The 20,677-nt window shown below is 64.2% G+C and carries 18 protein-coding genes; 9 read left to right on the top strand and 9 right to left on the bottom strand.

Translation table 11 applies throughout. From position 1 onward, the window contains the following. Positions 1–42 precede the first annotated feature (42 nt). Entirely contained in the window at positions 43–366 is a 324-nt protein-coding gene (gene trxA, locus ACZ1I5_RS09675; RefSeq protein ID WP_465173477.1) for a thioredoxin TrxA, read from the top strand. Positions 367–424: 58 nt separating this feature from the next. Here trxA and ACZ1I5_RS09670 read toward each other — a convergent pair whose 3' ends face one another. The 3 genes from ACZ1I5_RS09670 to argJ all read right to left on the bottom strand — a co-directional run bounded on the left by ACZ1I5_RS09670 (position 425) and on the right by argJ (position 2,750). After that, a complete protein-coding gene (locus ACZ1I5_RS09670) occupies positions 425–652 on the bottom strand; it encodes a hypothetical protein (protein WP_465173476.1) in 228 nt (75 codons plus the stop codon). 110 nt (positions 653–762) lie between these two features. Next, complete coding sequence (locus ACZ1I5_RS09665; protein WP_465173475.1) at positions 763–1,374, bottom strand: glutathione S-transferase family protein; 612 nt, start codon at positions 1,372–1,374, stop codon at positions 763–765. A 146-nt stretch (positions 1,375–1,520) separates the two neighbouring features. Further along, the gene (argJ, locus tag ACZ1I5_RS09660; RefSeq protein WP_465173474.1) at positions 1,521–2,750 is read right to left on the bottom strand and encodes a bifunctional glutamate N-acetyltransferase/amino-acid acetyltransferase ArgJ; all 1,230 of its coding nucleotides are present in this window, start codon (positions 2,748–2,750) and stop codon (positions 1,521–1,523) included. 111 nt (positions 2,751–2,861) lie between these two features. Here argJ and ACZ1I5_RS09655 point away from each other — a divergent pair, with 111 nt between their 5' ends. The 3 genes from ACZ1I5_RS09655 to secA all read left to right on the top strand — a co-directional run bounded on the left by ACZ1I5_RS09655 (position 2,862) and on the right by secA (position 6,640). Beyond that, positions 2,862–3,464, top strand: a complete 603-nt coding sequence (locus ACZ1I5_RS09655) for an energy transducer TonB (protein WP_465173936.1) — start codon at positions 2,862–2,864, stop codon at positions 3,462–3,464. Between the two features lie 64 nt (positions 3,465–3,528). Beyond that, positions 3,529–3,795 (top strand): hypothetical protein, encoded by a 267-nt coding sequence (locus ACZ1I5_RS09650; protein WP_465173473.1) that lies wholly within the window; start codon positions 3,529–3,531, stop codon positions 3,793–3,795. 100 nt (positions 3,796–3,895) lie between these two features. Continuing rightward, positions 3,896–6,640 (top strand): preprotein translocase subunit SecA, encoded by a 2,745-nt coding sequence (secA, locus tag ACZ1I5_RS09645; RefSeq protein WP_465173472.1) that lies wholly within the window; start codon positions 3,896–3,898, stop codon positions 6,638–6,640. Positions 6,641–6,678: 38 nt separating this feature from the next. Here the strand turns inward: secA and ACZ1I5_RS09640 are convergent, their stop codons facing one another. After that, complete coding sequence (locus tag ACZ1I5_RS09640; RefSeq protein ID WP_465173471.1) at positions 6,679–7,254, bottom strand: CC0125/CC1285 family lipoprotein; 576 nt, start codon at positions 7,252–7,254, stop codon at positions 6,679–6,681. A gap of 219 nt (positions 7,255–7,473) precedes the next feature. Here ACZ1I5_RS09640 and ACZ1I5_RS09635 point away from each other — a divergent pair, with 219 nt between their 5' ends. Together ACZ1I5_RS09635 and ACZ1I5_RS09630 are read left to right on the top strand one after the other, a co-directional pair. Then, the gene (locus ACZ1I5_RS09635) at positions 7,474–7,812 is read left to right on the top strand and encodes an ArsR/SmtB family transcription factor (protein WP_465173470.1); all 339 of its coding nucleotides are present in this window, start codon (positions 7,474–7,476) and stop codon (positions 7,810–7,812) included. Beyond that, a complete protein-coding gene (locus ACZ1I5_RS09630) occupies positions 7,809–8,264 on the top strand; it encodes an SRPBCC family protein (RefSeq protein WP_465173469.1) in 456 nt (151 codons plus the stop codon). Before ACZ1I5_RS09635 ends, ACZ1I5_RS09630 begins: the two co-directional genes overlap by 4 nt. A 21-nt stretch (positions 8,265–8,285) precedes the next feature. Here ACZ1I5_RS09630 and ACZ1I5_RS09625 read toward each other — a convergent pair whose 3' ends face one another. The 5 genes from ACZ1I5_RS09625 to ACZ1I5_RS09605 form a co-directional block, all read right to left on the bottom strand. Beyond that, complete coding sequence (locus ACZ1I5_RS09625; RefSeq protein ID WP_465173468.1) at positions 8,286–9,491, bottom strand: hybrid sensor histidine kinase/response regulator; 1,206 nt, start codon at positions 9,489–9,491, stop codon at positions 8,286–8,288. After that, positions 9,488–10,063 carry a chemotaxis protein CheB gene (locus tag ACZ1I5_RS09620; RefSeq protein WP_465173467.1) on the bottom strand — a complete coding sequence of 192 codons (576 nt, stop codon included), beginning with the start codon at positions 10,061–10,063 and terminating at the stop codon, positions 9,488–9,490. Before ACZ1I5_RS09620 ends, ACZ1I5_RS09625 begins: the two co-directional genes overlap by 4 nt. Continuing rightward, positions 10,060–10,884, bottom strand: coding sequence for a CheR family methyltransferase (locus ACZ1I5_RS09615; protein WP_465173466.1), 825 nt, complete (start codon positions 10,882–10,884; stop codon positions 10,060–10,062). Before ACZ1I5_RS09615 ends, ACZ1I5_RS09620 begins: the two co-directional genes overlap by 4 nt. Before the next feature lie 8 nt (positions 10,885–10,892). Then, positions 10,893–14,330: a response regulator gene (locus ACZ1I5_RS09610; protein ID WP_465173465.1), complete on the bottom strand. Its 3,438-nt coding sequence runs from the start codon at positions 14,328–14,330 to the stop codon at positions 10,893–10,895. Between the two features lie 166 nt (positions 14,331–14,496). Then, positions 14,497–15,477 carry a LysR family transcriptional regulator gene (locus ACZ1I5_RS09605; RefSeq protein ID WP_465173464.1) on the bottom strand — a complete coding sequence of 327 codons (981 nt, stop codon included), beginning with the start codon at positions 15,475–15,477 and terminating at the stop codon, positions 14,497–14,499. Between the two features lie 188 nt (positions 15,478–15,665). On the opposite strand from ACZ1I5_RS09605, the gene ACZ1I5_RS09600 reads away from it, so the two are divergent. Genes ACZ1I5_RS09600 through ACZ1I5_RS09590 form a run of 3 tightly spaced genes read left to right on the top strand, consistent with a single transcriptional unit; the run spans position 15,666 to position 20,676 of the window. After that, the gene (locus ACZ1I5_RS09600; protein WP_465173463.1) at positions 15,666–18,173 is read left to right on the top strand and encodes a GcvT family protein; all 2,508 of its coding nucleotides are present in this window, start codon (positions 15,666–15,668) and stop codon (positions 18,171–18,173) included. A gap of 5 nt (positions 18,174–18,178) precedes the next feature. Continuing rightward, on the top strand, positions 18,179–19,426 hold the full coding sequence (locus tag ACZ1I5_RS09595; protein ID WP_465173462.1) for an aromatic ring-hydroxylating oxygenase subunit alpha: 1,248 nt from the start codon (positions 18,179–18,181) through the stop codon (positions 19,424–19,426). Then, complete coding sequence (locus ACZ1I5_RS09590) at positions 19,423–20,676, top strand: sarcosine oxidase subunit beta family protein (protein ID WP_465173461.1); 1,254 nt, start codon at positions 19,423–19,425, stop codon at positions 20,674–20,676. The genes ACZ1I5_RS09595 and ACZ1I5_RS09590 overlap by 4 nt, the downstream gene beginning before the upstream one ends. The last annotated feature ends 1 nt before the right edge of the window (position 20,677 follow it).

Below are 20,677 nucleotides of genomic sequence, written 5' to 3'. Positions count from 1 at the left end.
GCCGGGCTCCCTAGATTGCCGGCAACACAGGAGATTCCCGACATGCCAACCAAGCACATCACCGACGACAGCTTCCAGGCTGACGTCCTCAGCTCCGACAAGCCGGTGCTCGTCGATTTCTGGGCTGAATGGTGTGGCCCCTGCAAGATGATCGGCCCGAGCCTGGAGGAGATCTCCGAGGAACTGGGCGAGCAGGTGACCATCGCCAAGCTGAACATCGACGACAATCCCGACGCGCCGGGCAAATATGGCGTGCGCGGCATCCCGACGATGATCCTGTTCAAGAACGGCGCCCCGGCCGCGACCAAGGTCGGTGCCGAGCCCAAGGGCCGGATCAAGGCATGGCTCGAGGGCGAGCTCGCCTGATCTGAGCTGTCGAAATGGATCGGGGCCGCGCGGCAGAGGCTGCGCGGCCCTTTTTTCATCAGCGATGATCATCATGGCGTTCCGCGCCATCAATGCGATCGATCGATTCAAATCCTGATCCGACGTCTCCACTATGACGTCGGACGAAGCCCGGCCTTGCTTCGACCGGCTCTTTCTCATGGCGATGTGGATGGTGCGCGCCTCGCACGCGAATTTCGCTGTTATGCGGACGGAATTCCCTGTTAATCCGGAACAGGGAAACCCAATCAAGTGATTGTAAAATCATCAATATTTTGATATAACTGCGAACTTCGGGCCCGAAAAAATGGAATTCCCTGTTAATTTCCCTGTTATCGCGCGGGAACAGCGAACTTCCTGCCCTTGCCGCGTGGCGACTCAGGTGAGCGGGATCATCACCTGGCTGGCATAACCGGCTCGCGCCTGGAGACCTTCATACCAGTCCGCCACATTGGGCAGGTCGGGGCGCTCGATGGGCAAGGTGAACCAGCTATGGACATAGACGCCCATCGGCACGTCGCCGATGCCGAAGGCGTCGCCTGACAGCCAGGGGCTCTGTGCGAGATGTGCGTCGAGCACGGCCATCTTCTTCGCGCACGCCTCGGCCGAGCGCCTGATTGCGTCCTCGTCGCGCTGGTCCTCGGGCCGGCGGATCAGGTTGACGAACGCGTCGCGCTGAGCCTCGGCATAGTCGATCTGCCAGTCCATCCAGCGATCGGCCATCGCCCGAGTCGCCGGGCTGGCGGGCCAGAAGCGATCGGGGGCGTGGCGCGCGGCGAGATAACGCAGGATCGCGTTGGATTCCCACAGGGTCACCTCGCCATCCTCGATCGTCGGGATCATCGCATTGGGGTTCTTCGCGAGATACCCGGCATCCATGCCGAATTGGCCGCCGACATCGTGGCGCACATAAACCAGGCCTGCTTCTTCCGCGAACCACGCGACCTTCTTTACGTTATGCGAGTTGAGGCGGCCCCAGATGGTCAGCATTGCGTCGGCCTTTCAAAACTACCTTCCCCGGCGGAGGCCGGGGTCCAGTCGGAGAGGTCGTGGTAATTGAGCGCGGCGCTCAACCATGATCGTCCCTCAACTGGACCCCGGCCTCCGCCGTGGAAGGAAGGGGAGGTAAACAGAGTTCAGCTCCGGTAATCCGCGTTGATCGCGATATAGCCGTGCGTCAGGTCGCAGGTCCAAACCGTCGCGCGGCCGTCGCCCAGGTCGAGATCGACGCCGATATCGATCTCGCTGCCCTTGAGATGCGCCGCGACGGGCGTCTCGTCATAGCCCGTCACTGCCAGGCCATCGCGCGCGACCTGAGTCTCGCCGAAGCGAATCGACAATTTGTCGCGCTCGGCGGGCTCGCCGGCCTTGCCGACCGCCATGACGACGCGGCCCCAATTGGCGTCCTCGCCGGCGATGGCAGTCTTCACCAGCGGTGAATTGGCGATCGACAGGGCGATCACCCGCGCGCTGCGGTCGCTCTCGGCGCCAGTCACCTCGACCGTGATGAACTTCGACGCGCCCTCGCCGTCGCGCACCACGAGATGGGCGAGCTGGAGGCAGAGATCGGCCAGCGCGGCGCGGAAGGCGTCGGCGCCGGCATCGTCGGAGGAAGTCAGCGGCGCATTGCCTGCCGCACCCGTTGCAAAGGCAAGCACCGTGTCGCTGGTCGAGGTATCGCTGTCCACCGTGATGCAGGAGAAGCTCTTCACGTTCGCGTCCGACAGCGCCGCCTGCAGGAAGCCCGGTTCGACGGCCGCATCAGTGAAGATGAAGCCGAGCATCGTCGCCATGTCGGGCATGATCATGCCCGATCCCTTGATGATGCCGACCAGGTTGACCGTCCTGTCGCCGATCACCGCCTGCGTCACCGCTGCCTTGGCGAAGGTGTCGGTGGTCATGATCGTCGCCGCGGCTTCTTCCCAGCTGCACGGATCGGCCTGGAAGGCAGCGTCGAGGCCGGCCTCGCTCTTGTCGATCGGCAGCGGCACGCCGATCACCCCGGTCGAGGCGACGAACACGTCCGAAGGCTGGCAGCCGAGCCGCGTGGCGACGCGCGCCACGAGATTCTCGACGGCCTCGCGGCCGCGATCGCCGGTAAAGGCGTTCGAATTGCCGGCATTGACCACCAGCGCGCGCGCCTGGCCGAGCACCAGCGCCTTGCGGCACCATTCCACTTCGGGCGACGGGCAGCGGCTCTGGGTGAGCACGCCGGCCACGACGGTGCCCGGATCGAGCGTGACGAAGGTCAGGTCGCAGCGATCCCAGGTCTTGTAGCGCGCGCGGGCGATGCGCGGCGTGACGCCGGGAATCGCGGGCAAAACAGGGAAGCCTTCAGGCGCGAGCGGGGAGCGGGTGCTGGACATGCGCGTCCTAATAGGGTGCGCCGGGCCGTAGGCAAATGACATCGCGGCCAAAACCATGGCGACCGTGCAATTTGGCGGTATCATCGCCGGGGTGGCGATGGAGGCGAGGTGATGATCGGACAAGGCAGGACAGTCACCCTGATGGTGATGGCGACCGTTTTCGCCCTGCTCCTTTTGCTGGTCGTCATTATCGTGATGGGCATCGAGGAATATGGCCCCACACTCCGGACCGTCTTCGGAGGGGCGCCGGAATCGGAGCGGGCCGTTGCCGACCGGAAAACGGTACTGGCCGAAAGCCGGGCCGTACCAACCGCGCCGCGCTTGCCCGACGGCTCGATCGGGGATCCGGGAACGACAAGCATGGACAATTTGGTGACACTGGGAAGGCCGGTGCCGCTTCCCGATCGAGCGCATGCCGGCGTCAAGGCAATACCGACAGTAAATCCGGGCAGCTGGTTCACCGCTGATGCCTATCCCACCGATGCGATCCGCGCGGGTGCGCAGGGGCGAGTGCTGGCCAGACTGGCGATCGATCCGGCCGGTTCGCCGAAGGCATGCACCATCCTCGCCAGCAGCCGATCGGCCAGCCTGGACGCGACGACCTGTTCGATCCTCATGAAGCGTGCGACGTTCAAACCGGCACGGGATCGAAACGGTGTGCCGACCGTTGGCGATTATACGGTGCCCGTCCGCTGGGTATTGCCCGAGAATTGAACGGCCTTTCCCCATGAGCAATTGCTGGACGCCTGCACTGCGAGCCACTACATCGCACGCCGCAATGGAACTGCTTCTCATCCTCACTGCTCTGCTGAGCGCGCTGACTGGCGCGATTTCCGGCGTGCGTGCGCCCGAGGTGCGGTTGCATCAGGCAGTGGTCGAGGCAACGTCTGCGGCTCGTACAAGCGCTCCCGCCGCCGCGCGCGTCGCGGCACGGCCGATCGTCCAGGCGATGCCGACGCTCGTCGCGGCCGCAGTCTTCGGCGTGAAGGCCGTCTTTGCGCTCGATACCGTCATTCCGCTCTATGCGGAGCGCCGTCGCGAATAGCGCGACCGCCTGATCCGGCTGCGGCCGGATCCACCTGTCATGTTCATTCCGCCGCCCGGCACGACCCGGCGGCCATGCCTTTATAGATCGGGAATTCTCCATGCTCGGCGGCTTTGCCAAATCGCTTTTCGGTTCCTCGAACGACCGTTACGTCAAATCCCTCGGCACCATCGTCGCGAAGATCGCGTCGTTCGAACCGACCATCTCGGCGATGAGCGACGCCGAGCTTGCCAACCAGACCGTGCTATTCCGTGAGCGGCTGGCGAACGGCACCAAGCTCGACGACCTGCTGCCCGAGGCGTTCGCCACGGTGCGCGAAGCCGCGAAGCGGACCCTGGGACAGCGCCATTACGACGTGCAGATGGTCGGCGGCATCGTGCTCCACCGCGGCGAGATCGCCGAGATGCGCACTGGCGAGGGCAAGACGCTGGTCGCGACGCTCGCGGTGTATCTGAACGCCCTGCCCGGGACCGGCGTCCATGTCATCACCGTCAACGATTATCTCGCGGCGCGCGATGCCGACTGGATGAGCCAGATCTATAGCTTCCTTGGCCTGACGACCGGCGTGATCATCCCCAATTTGACCGACCAGCAGCGCCGCGACGCGTATGCCGCCGACATCACCTATGGCACGAACAACGAGTTCGGCTTCGATTACCTGCGCGACAACATGAAATACGAACGCGCCTCGATGGTGCAGCGCCCGTTCGCCATGGCGATCGTCGACGAGGTCGATTCGGTGCTGATCGACGAAGCGCGTACCCCGCTGATCATCTCCGGCCCGACCGACGACAAGTCGGATCTGTATCGCAGCGTCGATCTGGTGGTGAAGCAACTCGCGGCCGAGGATTACGAGAAGGACGAGAAGCAGAAGTCGATCATCCTGACCGAGGACGGCACCGAAAAGGTCGAGCGCATGCTCGAGGCAGCCGGGCTGCTCGAGGGCGCGAACCTCTATGATTTCGAGAACACCCAGGTGGTGCATCATCTGAACCAGGCGCTGCGCGCCAACATGATGTTCAAGCTCGACACCGACTATATCGTCAAGGACGGCAAGGTCATCATCATCGACGAGTTCACCGGCCGCATGATGGATGGCCGGCGCTGGTCGGACGGGCTTCACCAGGCGGTCGAAGCCAAGGAAGGCGTCCAGATCGAGCCCGAGAACCAGACCATGGCCTCGATCACCTTCCAGAATTATTTCCGCATGTACCCCAAGCTCTCGGGCATGACCGGCACCGCCGCGACCGAAGCGGCGGAATTCTACGACATCTACAAGATGAACGTCGTCACCATCCCGACCAACGTGCCGGTGCAGCGCGTCGACGAGGAAGACGAATTCTACAAGGACACCGCCGACAAGTTCCAGGCGATCGCCAAGAAGATCAAGCATCACGCCGATCTGGGCCAGCCCGTGCTGGTCGGTACCGTCTCGATCGAGAAATCCGAGCTGCTGTCCGACTTCCTCGTCAAGGAAGGCGTGAAGCACGAAGTTCTCAACGCCCGCCAGCATGAGCGCGAGGCGCATATCGTCGCGCAGGCAGGCCGCAAGAGCGTCGTCACCATCGCCACCAACATGGCGGGCCGCGGCACCGACATCCAACTCGGCGGCAATTTGGAATTCCGCGTGAACGATGAGCTCGCCGAAATGCCCGAAGGGCCGGAGCGCGAGGCCGCCATCGCCGCGATCAAGGCGGAGATCGCCGCCGAAAAAGCCGAGGTGCTCGCCGCGGGCGGCCTGTTCGTACTCGGCACCGAGCGCCATGAGAGCCGGCGCATCGACAACCAGCTGCGCGGCCGTTCGGGCCGCCAGGGCGATCCCGGCCTCAGCCGCTTCTATCTGAGCCTCGACGACGATCTGCTGCGCATCTTCGGCCCGGACACCTTGTTCGCGCGCATGATGCGCTCGAACATCGGCGACGGCGAGGCGATCGGATCGAAATGGCTGTCCAAGGCGATCGAGACCGCGCAGAAGAAGGTCGAAGCGCGCAACTACGACATCCGCAAGCAGGTCGTCGAATATGATGACGTGATGAACGATCAGCGCAAGGTCATCTATGAGCAGCGCGCGGACATCATGGATGCGGATACGGTCGGCGACGTCGTTGCCGACATGCGCACCGAGCTGGTCAATTCGATCGTCGGCGAGGCTTGTCCGCCCAATAGCTATCCCGAGCAATGGGACGTGGAGGGCATGCGCGCGAAGCTCGCCGAGACGCTCGCGCTCGAGCCGCCGATCGACGACTGGCTGAAGGAAGAGGCGATCGATCCGGAAGTGGTCGAGGAGCGCGTGCGCGAGGCGGCCGACGCGATGGTCGCCGAAAAGGCCGCGATGCTCGAGCCGGACCAGTGGGTGCAGGTGGAGAAGTCGATCCTGCTGCAGAATCTCGATCATCACTGGAAGGAGCATCTGGCGACGCTCGATGCGCTGCGCCAGGTCGTCCATCTGCGCGCCTATGCGCAGAAGACGCCGATCAACGAGTATAAGCAGGAAGCCTTTTCGCTGTTCGAGCGCATGCTCGGCAATATCCGCGAGGATGTGACCCGCACCATCGCGCATGCCCAGTTCCAGATCCAGGAAGCACCGCCGCTGCCTGACCTGCCTGACTTCATCACGACTCATTTCGACCCGTTCAGCGGTGACGATGACAGTGATGATATCGATGCGGGCACGCGCGGCCTGCTGACCACGACCCTGCCGCCGCTATCGATCCCGCGCCCGATGGGCGACGAGGTTGGCGAGGATCCGGCTGAATGGGAAGGCAAGGTGAGCCGCAACGCACCATGCCCGTGCGGCTCGGGGCGCAAGTACAAGCATTGCCACGGCGCGGTCGGCGTGGCCTGACAAAGAGGCTCCCCCGCTGGCGCGGGGGAGCCTTTCTTTTATTTGGGCATCACGATCGACGGACCGAGGTTGTTCATCACCTCGCGCGCGTCAAAGGCGCGGACATTGTCACGCGGCTTGGGGCCTCGGCCGAGCACGATCTCGGCATTGGCCTCATATTTGTCGACCGTGTTGATATCCACGCTGCGGTCCCAGAAGGGGTCGCCCCAGAACGGATCCCAGCTGCGCCAGCCAAAGCCTCGGCCGCGATAGCGCCAGCTCGGGCCCCAATAGCCATAGGGCCCGGGGCCGAAGGCGCTCGGCGTGGTGTAGGTGCGGGTGCGCCGGTCGGTGTCGCGATCCGCCAGGATGAAATAATCATAGCCATGCTGCACCGTCAGCTCGGCCGACCGATACAGCAGATACCGCTCGACCGTGTCGCGCGAAGTGTAGCTGTTGCCGGCGAAGCTCACCATGTAGCGGTTGGCCTCGATCATCCGGTCGCTATAGCCCGCGCGCGCGAAGCCGGTGCCGGTTGCCGGGCGATAGGCGGTTTCGGTGGCGCAGCCCGCCGTCATCAAGGTTGCGGCGCCCAGCACTGCGACGAGGGCGGCCCGCGAGATTCCTGTCTTCATGTCTTCCTCCAGCACGTTCCGATGCGACAAAGCGTGCTGCATCGGCCGTCAGATGTGGAACGTACGACTCAGCCCAAGTGTCCGTGACAAATACGTAAGCATGCCGTCATGGACGCACCGACCGGGCAGAAGCGGCGCCCAATGAGAAGACGTCGCGGGCGGCGTGAGGCCGTAAAGCTTAGCTATTGAGCTAAGTGACGGTGTATATTACTTAGCCCTATGGAACAGTATCAAGAACAGCTGAGCGGTGTTTTCCGGGCACTGGCCGATCCGACACGCCGCGCGGTGCTCGGGCGGCTGGGCAGGGGGCCGGCGAGCATCAGCGAATTGGCGCAGCCCTTCGATATGGCGCTGCCGTCCTTCATGAAACACATCCACCTGCTCGAGGAGAGCGGCTGGATCCGCACCCGCAAACAGGGCCGGGTGCGCACCTGTTCGATCGAGAAGGCGACCTTCGCCGCGATCGACGACTGGCTCGCCGATCAGCGCGCCCTTTGGGAGGAACGCACCGACCGGCTCGAACAGTTCGTCACCAGTATTGAGGAGAAACCGCAATGAACCCCGACCTCGACCTGACCATCTCCCGCATCATCAAGGCGCCGCGCGCTGCGCTGTGGAATGCCTGGACCGATCCGGCGAAGTTCGCGCAGTGGTGGATCCCGGCGCCGACGCTGTGCAAGGTCGTGGCGATGGACCTGCGCCCCGGCGGCGCGTTCACCACCTTGATGAGCGAGGATGGCGGAGATTTCGTGCCGCATCTCGACGCCTGCTTCCTCGCGGTGGACGAGATGGAGCGGATCGTCTTCACCAACTGCCTGCTCGGCGGATGGCGGCCGGCCGAACGCGGTTTCATGAGCGCCGTCATCACCTTCAGGGACCATCCCGAGGGCACCGACTATCACGCCCATGCGATGCACAAGAACCGGGCCGACCGGGATACCCATGAGAAGCTGGGCTTCCATGACGGGTGGGGCACCGTCGCGGCGCAGCTGGCGCGACTGGTGGAATAAGGCTTCAGCGCACGCCGGCCATCATATCTCCGCCGTTGCAAGATCGCTCGTCCCATCCGCATCGCGGCGGGGCAGCGTTGCGGGATCGTCGCTGAGCGGGAGCCTGACGCAGAACATGCTGCCCTTGCCCTCGCCATCGCTCTTCACCTCGATCGATCCGTGGTGAAGGGCAATGATCTGGCGGACCAGCGCGAGGCCGATACCGAGGCCGCCGGCGGCCTGTTTCCGATGATCCTCCACCTGGGTGAAGATCTGGAAGATCCGGGACTGCATGTCGACCGGGATGCCGATGCCGTTGTCGCTTACCCTGATCTCGACAGAGCCGTCAGCGCAGCGTGCGGTAAGCGAGACGGCGCCACCGGCAGGGGTGTATTTGGCCGCGTTGTTCAGGAGATTGGCCACTACCTGGGCGATCCGGGTATGGTCCGCGTCGATCCACACCGGCTCCGAAGGCAAGTCGACCGTGAAGCTGTGCTGCGCGGCATCGAGGTTGAGCTGGCTCGCCTCGATCGCTGACCGCAGGACCGTGTTCAGCTCGATCCGTTCCTTGCGGAGCGAGATCTTGCCCTCGCTGATCCGCGATATATCGAGCAGATCCTCGACCAGCCGGGAGAGGTGGAAAAGCTGGCGCTCCATCTGCTCGCGAATGGCGTCGGCCTGGTCGGACGATGCCGCGCGCTTCTTCAGCAGATGCAGGCCCGCGCCAAGCGCGGCGACCGGGTTGCGCAGCTCGTGCGCCAGGACGGCAAGGAATTCGTCCTTGTGCCGATCGGCGTTCCTGAGCGCCTGTGATGCTTCCTTCAACTCGTCGCGTTGCGCCGCGATCTGCCCGCGCTGGCGATACAGGTCAAAGAAGATGGTCGCCTTGCTGCGCAGGATATCGGCTTCGATCGGCTTCTGGATGAAATCGACCGCGCCCGCTTCATAGCCACGAAAGCGGCGCTGGTTATCGGCGCTTCCCGCGGTCACGAAGATGATTGGAATATGGCGCGTCCGTTCGTTCCCGCGCATGAACTCGGCGAGCTCGAACCCGTTCATGCCCGGCATCTGCACATCGAGCAACGCGAGCGCGACATCGTGGCGCAGCAGCAGTTCCAGCGCTTCGTCGCCCGATCGCGCCTTGAGCAGGACGAGACCCTCACGACCGAGCAGGGCCTCCAGCGAGAGGAGGTTTTCCTCGAGATCGTCGACGAGAAGACAATGCACCGGTCCCATTACGCTCGTCATACCGCACATTCTTTCACCAGATAGTCCGCGATCGCGGTAAGCGGCATGGCGCGTGCCGTGGCGCATTCGTTCAGGGCTGCCATCGGCATGGTGTTCACATAAGCCGATAACGGGTCTTCGACGAGCGCGGTTCCGCCTGCGTCCGCGATCGCCTTCAGGCCCTTTGCGCCATCTTCATTGGCACCGGTCAGAACGATGCCGACAAGCGCCGGGCCGAAGGCATCGGCAGCGCTCTCGAACAGGACGTCGATCGAAGGGCGCGAATACAGGACCAGATCGTCGGTCGATAGCGACAGCGTGCCCTCCGCCTCGACCAGAAGGTGATAATCGGGTGGCGCGAAATAGATCACGCCACCAAGGGCAGGCTCCTTGTCCTCGGCCTCGCGCACCACCATCCGGCATTTGGCCTGGAACAAGGGCGCAAGCATGTTTTTGCGGTCAGGCGGAATATGCACCACGATCAGGATCGGTAGCGGATAATCGGCGGGGAGTGCCGGCAGGATCTGCGACAACGCCTCGACCGCGCCCGCCGACGCCCCGATCACGATCGCCCGTGCGGCAACATCGCTCATGGCTCGCGCCTCTGGTAGATCTTCTCCTCGCGGACGAATTCGCCAAAGGCGGCCGCATGCGCGGAAAAGCGCAGGCTCTCCTTCGAGCCCAGCCCGAGAAACCCGTTTCGCGGCAGGGAGTCGCGGAACAGGCCGATGGCCCGATCCTGCAATTCGCGATCGAAATAGATCAGGACGTTGCGGCACGAGATCAGGTGCATCTCGGCAAAGACGGCGTCGGTGACCAGACTGTGATCCGAAAACACCACCCGGTCGCGCAGGGTCTTGTCGAACGCGGCGCCTCCATAGGCGCTGCTGTAATAGTCGGAGAGCGACGATTTGCCGCCGGACAGCCGATGATTTTCCGTGAACGCCTTGATCCGGTCGAGCGAATAAATGCCCTTCGATGCGGTATCCAGCGCGTCCTGGTTGATGTCGGTCGCATAGAAGATCGTCCGCTCTTCAAGCCCTTCCTCGCGGAACAGGATGACGAGCGAATAGAGCTCCTCCCCGCCGCTGCACCCCGCGATCCATATCCTGAGCGACGGATAGGTGCGCAGATGCGGCACGACCTTCTCGCGGATCGCCCGGAAATAGGCGGGATCGCGAAACATCTCGCTGACCTGGATCGTGAGATAGTTCAGCAGGCGCGGCAGCATCGCTTCGTCGTGCAGGAGCCGTTCCTGCATCGCGGAGAAATTGGCGAATCCCATCTGCGTGCGCGCCTGACGCAGGCGCCGCTTGATCGACGCCTGCGCATAGTGCCGGAAATCATAATGGTAGCGCTGATACAGCGCCTCCAGCAGCAGCCGGAATTCGATATCCTCGGTCTCGTTGGGCATGAGCGGGCCTATCGCGGCATCCAGACCCGGACGAGCGAGAGCAGCTTGTCCACGTCCAGCGGCTTGGCCATGTAATCGCTCGCGCCCGCCTCGATGCAGCGCTCCTGATCGTCGGGCATCGCCTTGGCGGTCAGCGAGATGATCGGGAGCTTCTTCCACCGCGCATCCTTCCGGATCTCGCGCATCGCGGTAAGGCCGTCCATCACTGGCATCATCACGTCCATCAGCACCAGGTCGATCGCGTTTCCGCCGTCCGCGGCGGATTTCTCCAGCGCGTCGATCGCTTCCCGGCCGTTGCGGGCAATCTCGACCAGCGCGCCGCGCGGCTCGAGGATATTGGTCAGCGAATAGACGTTGCGGACGTCATCCTCGACGATGAGAATGCGCCGTCCCTCGAGGATCGCATCGCGATTATGCGCCTTCTGGATCATCTTCTGCTGTTCGGGCGACAACTCGGTCACCACCTGGTGCAGGAACAGCGAGACTTCGTCGAGCAGCCGCTCCGGCGAGCGGGCGCCCTTGATGATGATCGAGTCCGAATAGCGGCGCAGGCGCTGCTCGTCGTCCGCCGACAGGTCGTGGCCGGTATAGACGATTACCGGCGGGAAGCTGTGCGCGCCGTCCTCGCTCAGCTTCTCGAGCAAGGCGAAGCCCGACGAATCCGGCAGGGTGAGATCAAGGACCATACAGTCGAACGTCTCTTCCTGCAGGCGCTGGAGGCATTCGGCGGCGGTGCGCGCGCCGACGGTTTCGACCACGCCTGAGGCGAGCAGTCTGCTGACGGCGTCGAGCTGTACCGGATCGTCCTCGACGATCAGGACTCGGCGGACCGTGCGCGCAAGCTTCGAGGACAGCGCCTCGAGAACATCGACCAGTTCCTCGCGCTTCACCGGCTTGACGAGATAGCCGATCGCACCGAGCGACAACGCGGTCTGGCTATGGTCGCTGCCGGAGACGACATGGATCGGGATGTGCCGCGTCTCGACGTCGCGCTTCAGCCGGTCGAGCACGGCAAGGCCCGACTGGTCTGGCAGACCGACATCGAGCACCACGGCGCTCGGCTTGAATTGCCGGGCTAGGTGCAGGGCTTCCTCCGCGGTGCCGGCGACGAGGCATTGGAAGCCCATCTCGTGCGACAGGTCGCGGACGATCCCGGCAAAGCTCGGATCGTCCTCTACCACGAGCAGGACCCGGTTCGATCCGGCAAGCGTGTCGCGATCGTCCTCGACCCTGCGCGGGAGCTTTGCCGCTTTGGGCGGGTTGGCCGGTGCCGAAGCGGCGGAAGCCTCGCGTGGCGCGGGCACGCGCTCGTCCCGCGGCGCCACCATCGCCGGATCGTACGCCAGCGGAAGCGTTAGCGTGAAACTGCTGCCCTCGCCCGGCGTGCTGGCGAGCGCGATGCTGCCGCCAAGCAGGCGTGCCAGCTCACGCGAGATCGACAGGCCGAGGCCGGTGCCGCCATATTTACGGCTGATCGTGCCGTCGGCCTGGCGGAAAGCATCGAAGATGTCGCGTTGCTGCTCTTCCGCGATGCCGATCCCTGAATCCGTGACGGCGAAGGCGACGCGTTCACCGTCGAGACAGTCGATGGAGAAACGTACGCTGCCTTGCTCAGTGAATTTGAAGGCGTTGGACAACAGGTTCTTCAGGACTTGTTCGAGACGCTGTCGATCGGTGTCGATCGTGGTCGGGCAATGCGCCGCGACCGCAATGTCGAACTGCAAGCCCCGCTCGCCGGCGATCGGCTGGAACATCTGCCGCATGTCAGTCGCCAGCCGCTCCAGCGCCACCGTTTCCGGCCGCACCTCGATATGGCCAGCCTCGATCTTGGAGAGATCGAGAATGTCGTTGATCAGCGACAGCAGGTCGTTGCCCGAGGACTGGATGGTCCGGGCATATTTGACCTGCTCCTCGGACAGATTGTCGTTCGGATTGTCGCCGAGCAGCTTGGACAGGATGAGCAGCGAATTGAGCGGCGTTCGGAGCTCGTGCGACATGTTGGCGAGGAAGTCGGATTTGTAGCGGCTCGCCTGCTCCAGCTCGCGCGCCTTCAGTTCGACCGCGGCGCTCGACCGCGTCAGGTCGTCGCGCTGCGCTTCGAGGAGTTGGGCCTGCTCCTCGAGCTGGGCGTTGGTCTGTTCGAGCTCGACCTGCTGCTGCTCCAGCCGGACCTGGGATTCCTTGAGCGCGCGGCCCTGCTCCTCGAGCTCTTCGTTCGAAACCCGCAGCTCCTCGCTCTGCACCTGCAGTTCTTCGGACTGGCGCTGCGTTTCTTCGAGCAAATTCTGCAATTCGGTCCGGATGCGCGCCGAGCGCAGCGCCACGCCGATCGATCCGGACACCTGTTCGAGAAAGGTGAGTGCATGCTCGCCGACCGGATGCAGGAAGCCGAGTTCGATCACGCCGTGCACCACATCGTCGGCGACCGCCGGCGAGATCGTCAGATGGCGCGGCTTGTCCTGGCCGAGTGCCGAACCGATGGTCAGATAGCCATCGGGAATGTCGCTCAGCATGGTCGGCACGCGGTCGGCCGCCACGCGGCCCAACAGGCCTTCCTTGAGCGAGAAACGATCGACGATCTTCGCATCCGCCGGCACGCCGTCGACCGCGATGCGGCGATAATGGGCTCCCTCGCCGCCAAAGACGGCGCCGCCCTGCGCGCCGAGGAAACTCGTCAGGAAGGTGAGGATATTTTCGCCCAGCTGCTCGGTCGCCTGGTCGCCCAGCATGGCGGAGGCAAGGCTGGCCTGGCCGGTCTGCAACCATTGCTGCCGTTCGCGCGCAATGGAGGCGCGGCGGATGAGGAAACCGATAACGAGCGTCAGCAGGACGCCAAGCAGGCCCGACAGCACGCCGCTGACCCATGCCGTGCGGTAGGCAGCGGCCATTTCGTCGATCCGGATCTGGCGCAGCCGGCTCTCTTCCTGCTGCATGAGATCGAGTTCGGCGCGGATCGCGTCCATCTCGATCTTGCCGCGATCGCTCGTCACGATCGCGAGGGCGGGGACGAGACCGGCATTCTGGCGCAGATCGATGGTCCGTTTCAGCTCGGCGAGCTTGGCGGCGATATGGCGCCGCAACGTGGCGATCCGCACCTGCTGCGAGTCATTGTCCCGGGTGAGCGACATGATGTTGGTGAGTTCGGGCGCCACACGCGCCCGGGCGTCTTCATAGGGCGCCAGATATTTCTCGTTACCGGTGAGCAGATAGCCGCGCTGACCGGTCTCCGCATCCTGTACGGTCGAAAGCAGATCATAGAGCGACGTAATCACGTCATGCGAATGCCGGATCTTCGCATCGTCTTCGCGCAACACGTTGATGTTGGAATAGGCGATCGCGCCGCTGACCAGGAAGAACAGGATCACGATGGCGAGGCCCACCACCACGCGCGCGTCCATCCCGGGTTTCGGCGCCGTCGGGGCGCGCGCGATCGTAAGCGAAGTCATTCACGTCTCTGAGCTGGAGTGGTTCCCAATCGGCCTATCGCCGATCCGCAATCGAATCAAAGGCATAACGATTAACGTCCATCAGGGCGCAAGCCGATCGCGGCCACCGGGGCGTGCACGCGGCGACCGGGTCGTTTTCCCGTGGCATGAGACGCTTACCCGGCACCTAGGGCGAGGGATCTTCGGTTTCGGACGGCCAGTGCAATGCCGCGCTTATCCATGGCAGCTCCTCCGAAAGTCGCTTGAGCCTGCCGTTCCTCAGGCTTTCGCGCGACAGCGCGGCGATATCGCGCGGGAGCGCGCCGAACTCGCCGCGCCGCACCAGGAGCTGGACGTGGCGGCGGAATTGCGCGCGGCGCATCGGCGCTGCCTGAAGCGCCGGCAGGAGGTCGATATGGCTTGCGAGGCACAAGGGCGTGGTGATGCTCCAGCCAACGCCGGCGGCGACGGCGGAAAGCTGCTGCATCGTCGAATCCACTTCGACGATATTCGGCAGTTTGAGCCGGAGCCGCGTCATCTGGCGCTCGATCCGCTGGCCCATTGCCGACAGCAGCGAATAGCGGACGAACGGCGTGGCGGCGAGCGCCTCGATGGGATCGAGCGGGCCGGGGTGATCGACCGGGGCGATCAGGATGAAATCCTCGGTCATGATCGGGAAATGCTCGATATCCTCGACCTCTTCGAGCTGGCTGCTGCCGGTTATCAGCATGTCCAGCTTGCGGGCGAGGAAGTCGTGATGCTGCAGCATCGAAATGCCGGATCGCAATTTCCATTGATGCGCGCGCTGCCCCATCTCCTTCAGGAGGGGAGCGGTCAAATGATTGGCGATGCTTTCCGCCATGGCGATGGTGACGCAATCGACCACGCGTTCGCCGCCCTCGCGGACCTGGCGCGCCAGGCCGCGCGCCGCGGCGACGAGGGTCACGCCGTCGCGCAGCAGGACCTTCCCGCTGGGGGTAAGCGCGAGCGGCCGCATCGCGCGATCGAACAGGCGCACGCCCAACGCTGCCTCGAGCTTCGAGATGGTTTGCGACACGGCGGACTGAGTCATGCCGAGATGCCGCGCCGTCTGGGTCATGCCGCCGAGTTCGGCGGTGAGGACGAACACCTCGATCGAATTCAGTTCATATCCGGGCGGCAGCTTCATGGTCTCAGGCAGGTCCTCGCACGATCGACGTCAGCATGCCCACCATGTCCCGGCCCGTCGAGCGGGGGAGCATAGCCTCGGCGGCCGTTGGATAAGCAACACTAATCTCGCATATCAGGCCATCGCCCCTGAAAAGGAAGGCCGACGGCCGGAACACCCGCATTTCCTCAGCGATCGGAAAACATGCCTTGAAAACACATGCTCGTGTCGTGGTGATCGGTGGTGGCGTCGTCGGGGTATCGACGCTGTATCACCTGGCGAAGCTGGGCTGGTCCGACGTCATGCTGATCGAGCGCAAGGAACTGACCTCGGGGTCGACCTGGCACGCCGCCGGGCTGCTGCCGCTGTTCAACCTGAGCTATTCGGTCGGCAAGATGCATCAATATTCGGTCGGCTTCTATCCGACGCTGGAGGCCGAGACGGGGCTCAATGTCGGCTTCTCCAACGTGTCGAACATCCGCCTTGCCTGCACCCCGGACCGGCTCGACGAATATCTCTATTATGCCGGGGTCGCGCGCACGATCGGCGTCGATGTCGACATGCTCACCCCGGACGACGTGAAGGCGTTGTGGCCGCTGGCCGACATGACCGGCGTGATCGCGGCGATCCGCCACCCCGCCGACGGCTATATCCAGCCCGCCGACCTCACCCAGGCGCTGGCCAAGGGCGCTCGCCAGCTTGGCGCGGAGATCAACCGCAACACCGTGGTGACCGCGATCGCGCAACAGCCGGACGGCTCATGGCTGGTCTCGACCGACCAGGGCGATGTCCTGTGCGAGCATGTCGTCTCCGCGAGCGGCAATTTCGCCCGCGGCACCGGCGCCATGGTGGGGCTCGACATTCCGGTGATCCCGGTCGAGCATCAGTATCTGGTCACCGAGCAGCATCCCGCGATCATGGAACGCAAGCGGGCCGGCCTTCCCGAGATGGGCGTGCTGCGGGAATCCGATGCCAGCTATTATATGCGCGAGGAAGCGGGCGGCCTTCTCCTCGGCCCTTATGAGGTCGGTGCGCCGGTCTGCTATCCCGACGGACCTTCGGCCGAGTCCGAATATGAATTGTTCCCGGAGGATCTGGAGCGGCTCGAGCCGCATATCCTGGCGGCGATCGCCCGCGTGCCCGCATTCGGCGAAGTCGGCATCAAGCGCGTCTATAATGGCGCGATCGCCTATACCCCGGACGGCAGCCCGATCGTCGGCCCGGCGCCGGGGCTCAGGAATTTTTGGCTGAACGAAGGCCATAGCTTCGGCATCACCGCGGCGGGCGGGGCAGGGTGGCAGCTCGCGCACTGGATCGTCGACGGCGAGCCGACGATCGACATGATGGGCGTCGATCCGCGTCGCTTCGGCGATTATGCCGGCAAGGGTTATCTCACCGCCAAGAATGAGGAGGCCTATGCCAAGGTCTTCACCGTACATTATCCGGACGAGGAGCGCGAGGGCGCGCGCGGCCTGCGCCGCACGCCCTGCTATGACCGGATGAAGGAAAAGGGCGCGGTGTTCGGGACCGTTTTCGGATGGGAACGGCCGAACTGGTTCGCGCCCCCAGGCTATCAGTTAAGCGCGGATGATCTGGTCCGGCCCGATGTCCTGCTCAACCGCAACTATCCGGTGCCGGAAGGCGATGCGCCGATCCGCGAACAATGGTCGTTCCGCCGCTCGAACTACTTCGAGCATGTCGGGAATGAATGCCGCCATGTCACTGAAAAGGCGGGACTGCTCGACATGAGCGCCTTCGCCAAATGCGAGATTTCCGGGCCCGGCGCGGAAGCTTGGCTCGACGGGTTGCTGACGAACGCGGTGCCGAAAAAGATCGGGCGCGTCACCTTGTCGTACCTGCTGACCGCGCGGGGCGGGGTGCGCAGCGAGTTCACCGTCTACAAACAGGGGCCGCAGCGTTTCTACCTGGTGTCGGCCGGGGCCTATGAGAAACACGACCATGACTGTCTGAAGAAGGCGATGCCGCGGGACGGCTCGGTCGCGTTCGAGCGGCTGACGACGGCAATGGGGGTGCTCGTCCTGGCTGGCCCCAGGTCTCGCGAGATCCTGGCCAAGGTGACCGGGACCGACCTGTCGAGCGCCGCCTTCCCCTGGCTCACGGGCAAGATCATCAGCATCGGGGTAGCGCCGGTCGAGGCGCTGCGCGTGAATTTCGTCGGCGAACTGGGCTGGGAGATTCACCACCCGATCGAGATGCAGAACTACATCTTCGACCTGCTGTTCGAGGCGGGCGGGGACGATCTCAAACCATTCGGCATTCGCGCGATGGATTCGATGCGGCTGGAGAAGGGCTACAAGCTGATCCCGCGCGAGCTTTCGGTCGAATATTCAGCCTATGAGAGCGGCCTGGCGCGTTTCATCGGCACGAAGAAGACGGACTTTTTCGGTCGGACGGCGCTGTTGGCACGGCGCGACGCCGGGGAGCCGAACGCGCTCGTCACGCTGGAAGTGCACGGCGTGACCGATGCGGACGCGCGCGGCGCGGAACCGATCCTTGTCGGCGACGAATTGGTCGGGCGCGCCACGTCGGGCGGCTATGGCTGGCGGACGGGCAAGTCGCTGGCGCTGGCGATGGTCAGGCCGGATCTCGCCGAGGCGGGCAGGGACCTGGACATCGTCATCCTGGGCAAACGCCACCGCGCCACCTTGATCGCGGATTCGCCGTTCGATCCCGAGAATGACCGGCTGAGGAGCTGATCCTCATGTCCGGCTATGAGAATATCGCATCGCTGCTCGAACAGGATCGCCCCGGTTATACCTTGCCGCAGCAGCTCTATGTCGGGCGCGAGGCGTTCGACTTCGACAAACAGGTCATGCTGAAATCGGTGTGGCTCTACGCCTGCACCGTCGCGCATGTGAAAAAGCCCGGCGATTATTACCTGTTCGACCTCGCCAACAACTCGATCATCATCGTTCGCGGCCGCGACGGCGAGGTTCGCGCCTTTTACAACAGCTGTCGTCATCGCGGCGCCCGCATCTGCTCGGCGCCGTCGGGCAGCGCGCCACGGCTGATGTGCCCCTATCATATGTGGACCTATGGTCTCGACGGCCGGCTTCTCGCCGCGCGCGACATGCCCGAGGATTTCGACAAGCAGCTGTTCGGCCTGACGCCGGTGGCGCTCGAAAATATCGGCGGTCTGATCTTCCTCTGCCTCAGCGACACCCCGCCGCCGATCGACCGGGTCAAGGCGGATATCGCGGCGCAGATCGGCATGTACGATCTCGAGCATTGCAAGGTGGCGGTCCAGGACGATCTGATCGAGGACGCCAACTGGAAGCTCGTGATGGAGAATAATCGCGAATGCTATCACTGCGACGGCAACCATCCCGAACTGACCTCGTGCCTTGGGTCGAGCGGTTTCGGCAAGGGCCTGCCCGAAGACGCGGTCCTGGACGCCGACGACCTTGCCTCGCAGGCACGGATCGCGGCCGAGCGTGAGGAGTGGCGGCAACTCGGCATCTATCACGACCTGATCGAGTTTCCCGGCGACTGGTGGCACCGCGTCGCCCGGCTGCCGCTCGCCAATGGGGCAGTAAGCCAGACGGTCGACGGGAAGATCGCCAGCACGAAGCTGCTCGGCCCGTTCACGGAGCCGAATACGTCGAGCCTTTCGGTCTGGACTCAGCCCAATAGCTGGCACCATTTCTGCTGCGACCATGTCGTCACCTTCTCGTTGACGCCGCTTGCGCCCGACAAGACGTTGCTGCGGACCAGCTGGCTGGTGCGGGAGGATGCGGAGGAAGGCGTGGATTACGACCCGGCCAATCTGACCGCGGTCTGGCGCGCGACCAACCGCCAGGACAGCCATCTCTGCGCGATCAACCATCTGGGGATCATGACCGACGGCTATCGCCAGGGCCCTTATTCGCGCGAAGAGAAGCTGGTGGGCAATTTCAAGAGCTTCTATCTCGATCGGGCGCGCGCCGCGCTGGAGGCAAGGGGCGCGTGATCCGGTATAATGTCGCGACGCTGGTCGCCAAGGCGATCGGCCATCACAAGAGCTGGCCGGTGCAGTTTCCGGACGCCGCGCCAAAGCCCGCTTATGATGCCGTGATCGTGGGCGCCGGCGGGCATGGCCTGGGCGCTGCCTATTATCTCGCGAAGAAGCACGGCATCACCAATGTCGCGGTGATCGAGAAGGGCTGGCTGGGTGGCGGCAATACCGGCCGGAACACCACGATCATCCGCTCCAACTACCTCTATGACGAGAGCGCCCATCTCTACGACCATGCGGTCAAGCTGTGGGACGGGCTGTCCGCCGAGCTCAACTACAACGTCATGTATTCGAAGCGGGGCGTGATGATGCTCGCCCACAACGTCCATGACGTGCAGAGCTTCAAGCGGCACATTCATTCGAACCGGCTGAACGGCGTCGATAATGAATGGCTCACGCCGCAAGAGGCGCAGGCCTATTGCCCGCCGCTGTCGATCGATCCGGGCGCGCGGCACCCGGTGCTCGGCGCGGCCCTGCAGCGGCGCGGCGGCACCGCCCGGCACGATTCCGTTGCCTGGGGCTATGCCCGGGCGGCCTCGGCGCTCGGGGTCGATATCATCCAGAATTGCGCCGTCACCGGCATCCGGCGCGGCGCCGACGGGGCGGTCGAGGGCGTGGAGACCGAGCGCGGTTTCATCGCCACGAAAAAGATCGGCGTGTCGGCCGCCGGCAACAGCTCGGTGGTGATGGAGATGGCGGGGTTGCGCTTCCCGCTCGAGAGCTTCCCGCTCCAGGCGCTGGTATCCGAACCGGTGAAGCCCTTTTTCCCCTGCGTCGTCATGTCCAACACGGTGCACGCCTATATGAGCCAGTCGGACAAGGGCGAGCTGGTGATCGGTGCCGGCACGGATGCCTATGTCAGCTATTCGCAGCGCGGCGCGATGCACATCGTCGAGCACACGCTGGCCGCGATCTGCGAGATATTCCCCGTCGTCCGGCGCATGCAGATGCTGCGCAACTGGGGCGGGATCGTCGATGTGACGCCTGATCGTTCCCCGATCCTGGGCAAGACTCCGGTCAAGGGTCTGTACGTCAATTGCGGCTGGGGCACGGGCGGCTTCAAGGCGACGCCGGGCGCGGCGGACCTGCTCGCCTGGACGATCGCGAAGGACGAGCCGCACCCGATCAATGCGCCTTTCAACCTCGATCGCTTCCGGTCCGGGCAGCTGATCGACGAAGCGGCCGCCGCCGCGGTGGCGCACTGAG

Source organism: Sphingomonas sp. BL-S-30, from assembly GCF_055521475.1.
Note: the sequence above shows the minus strand (reverse complement) of the source record. Positions and strands in the feature narration are given on the sequence as shown.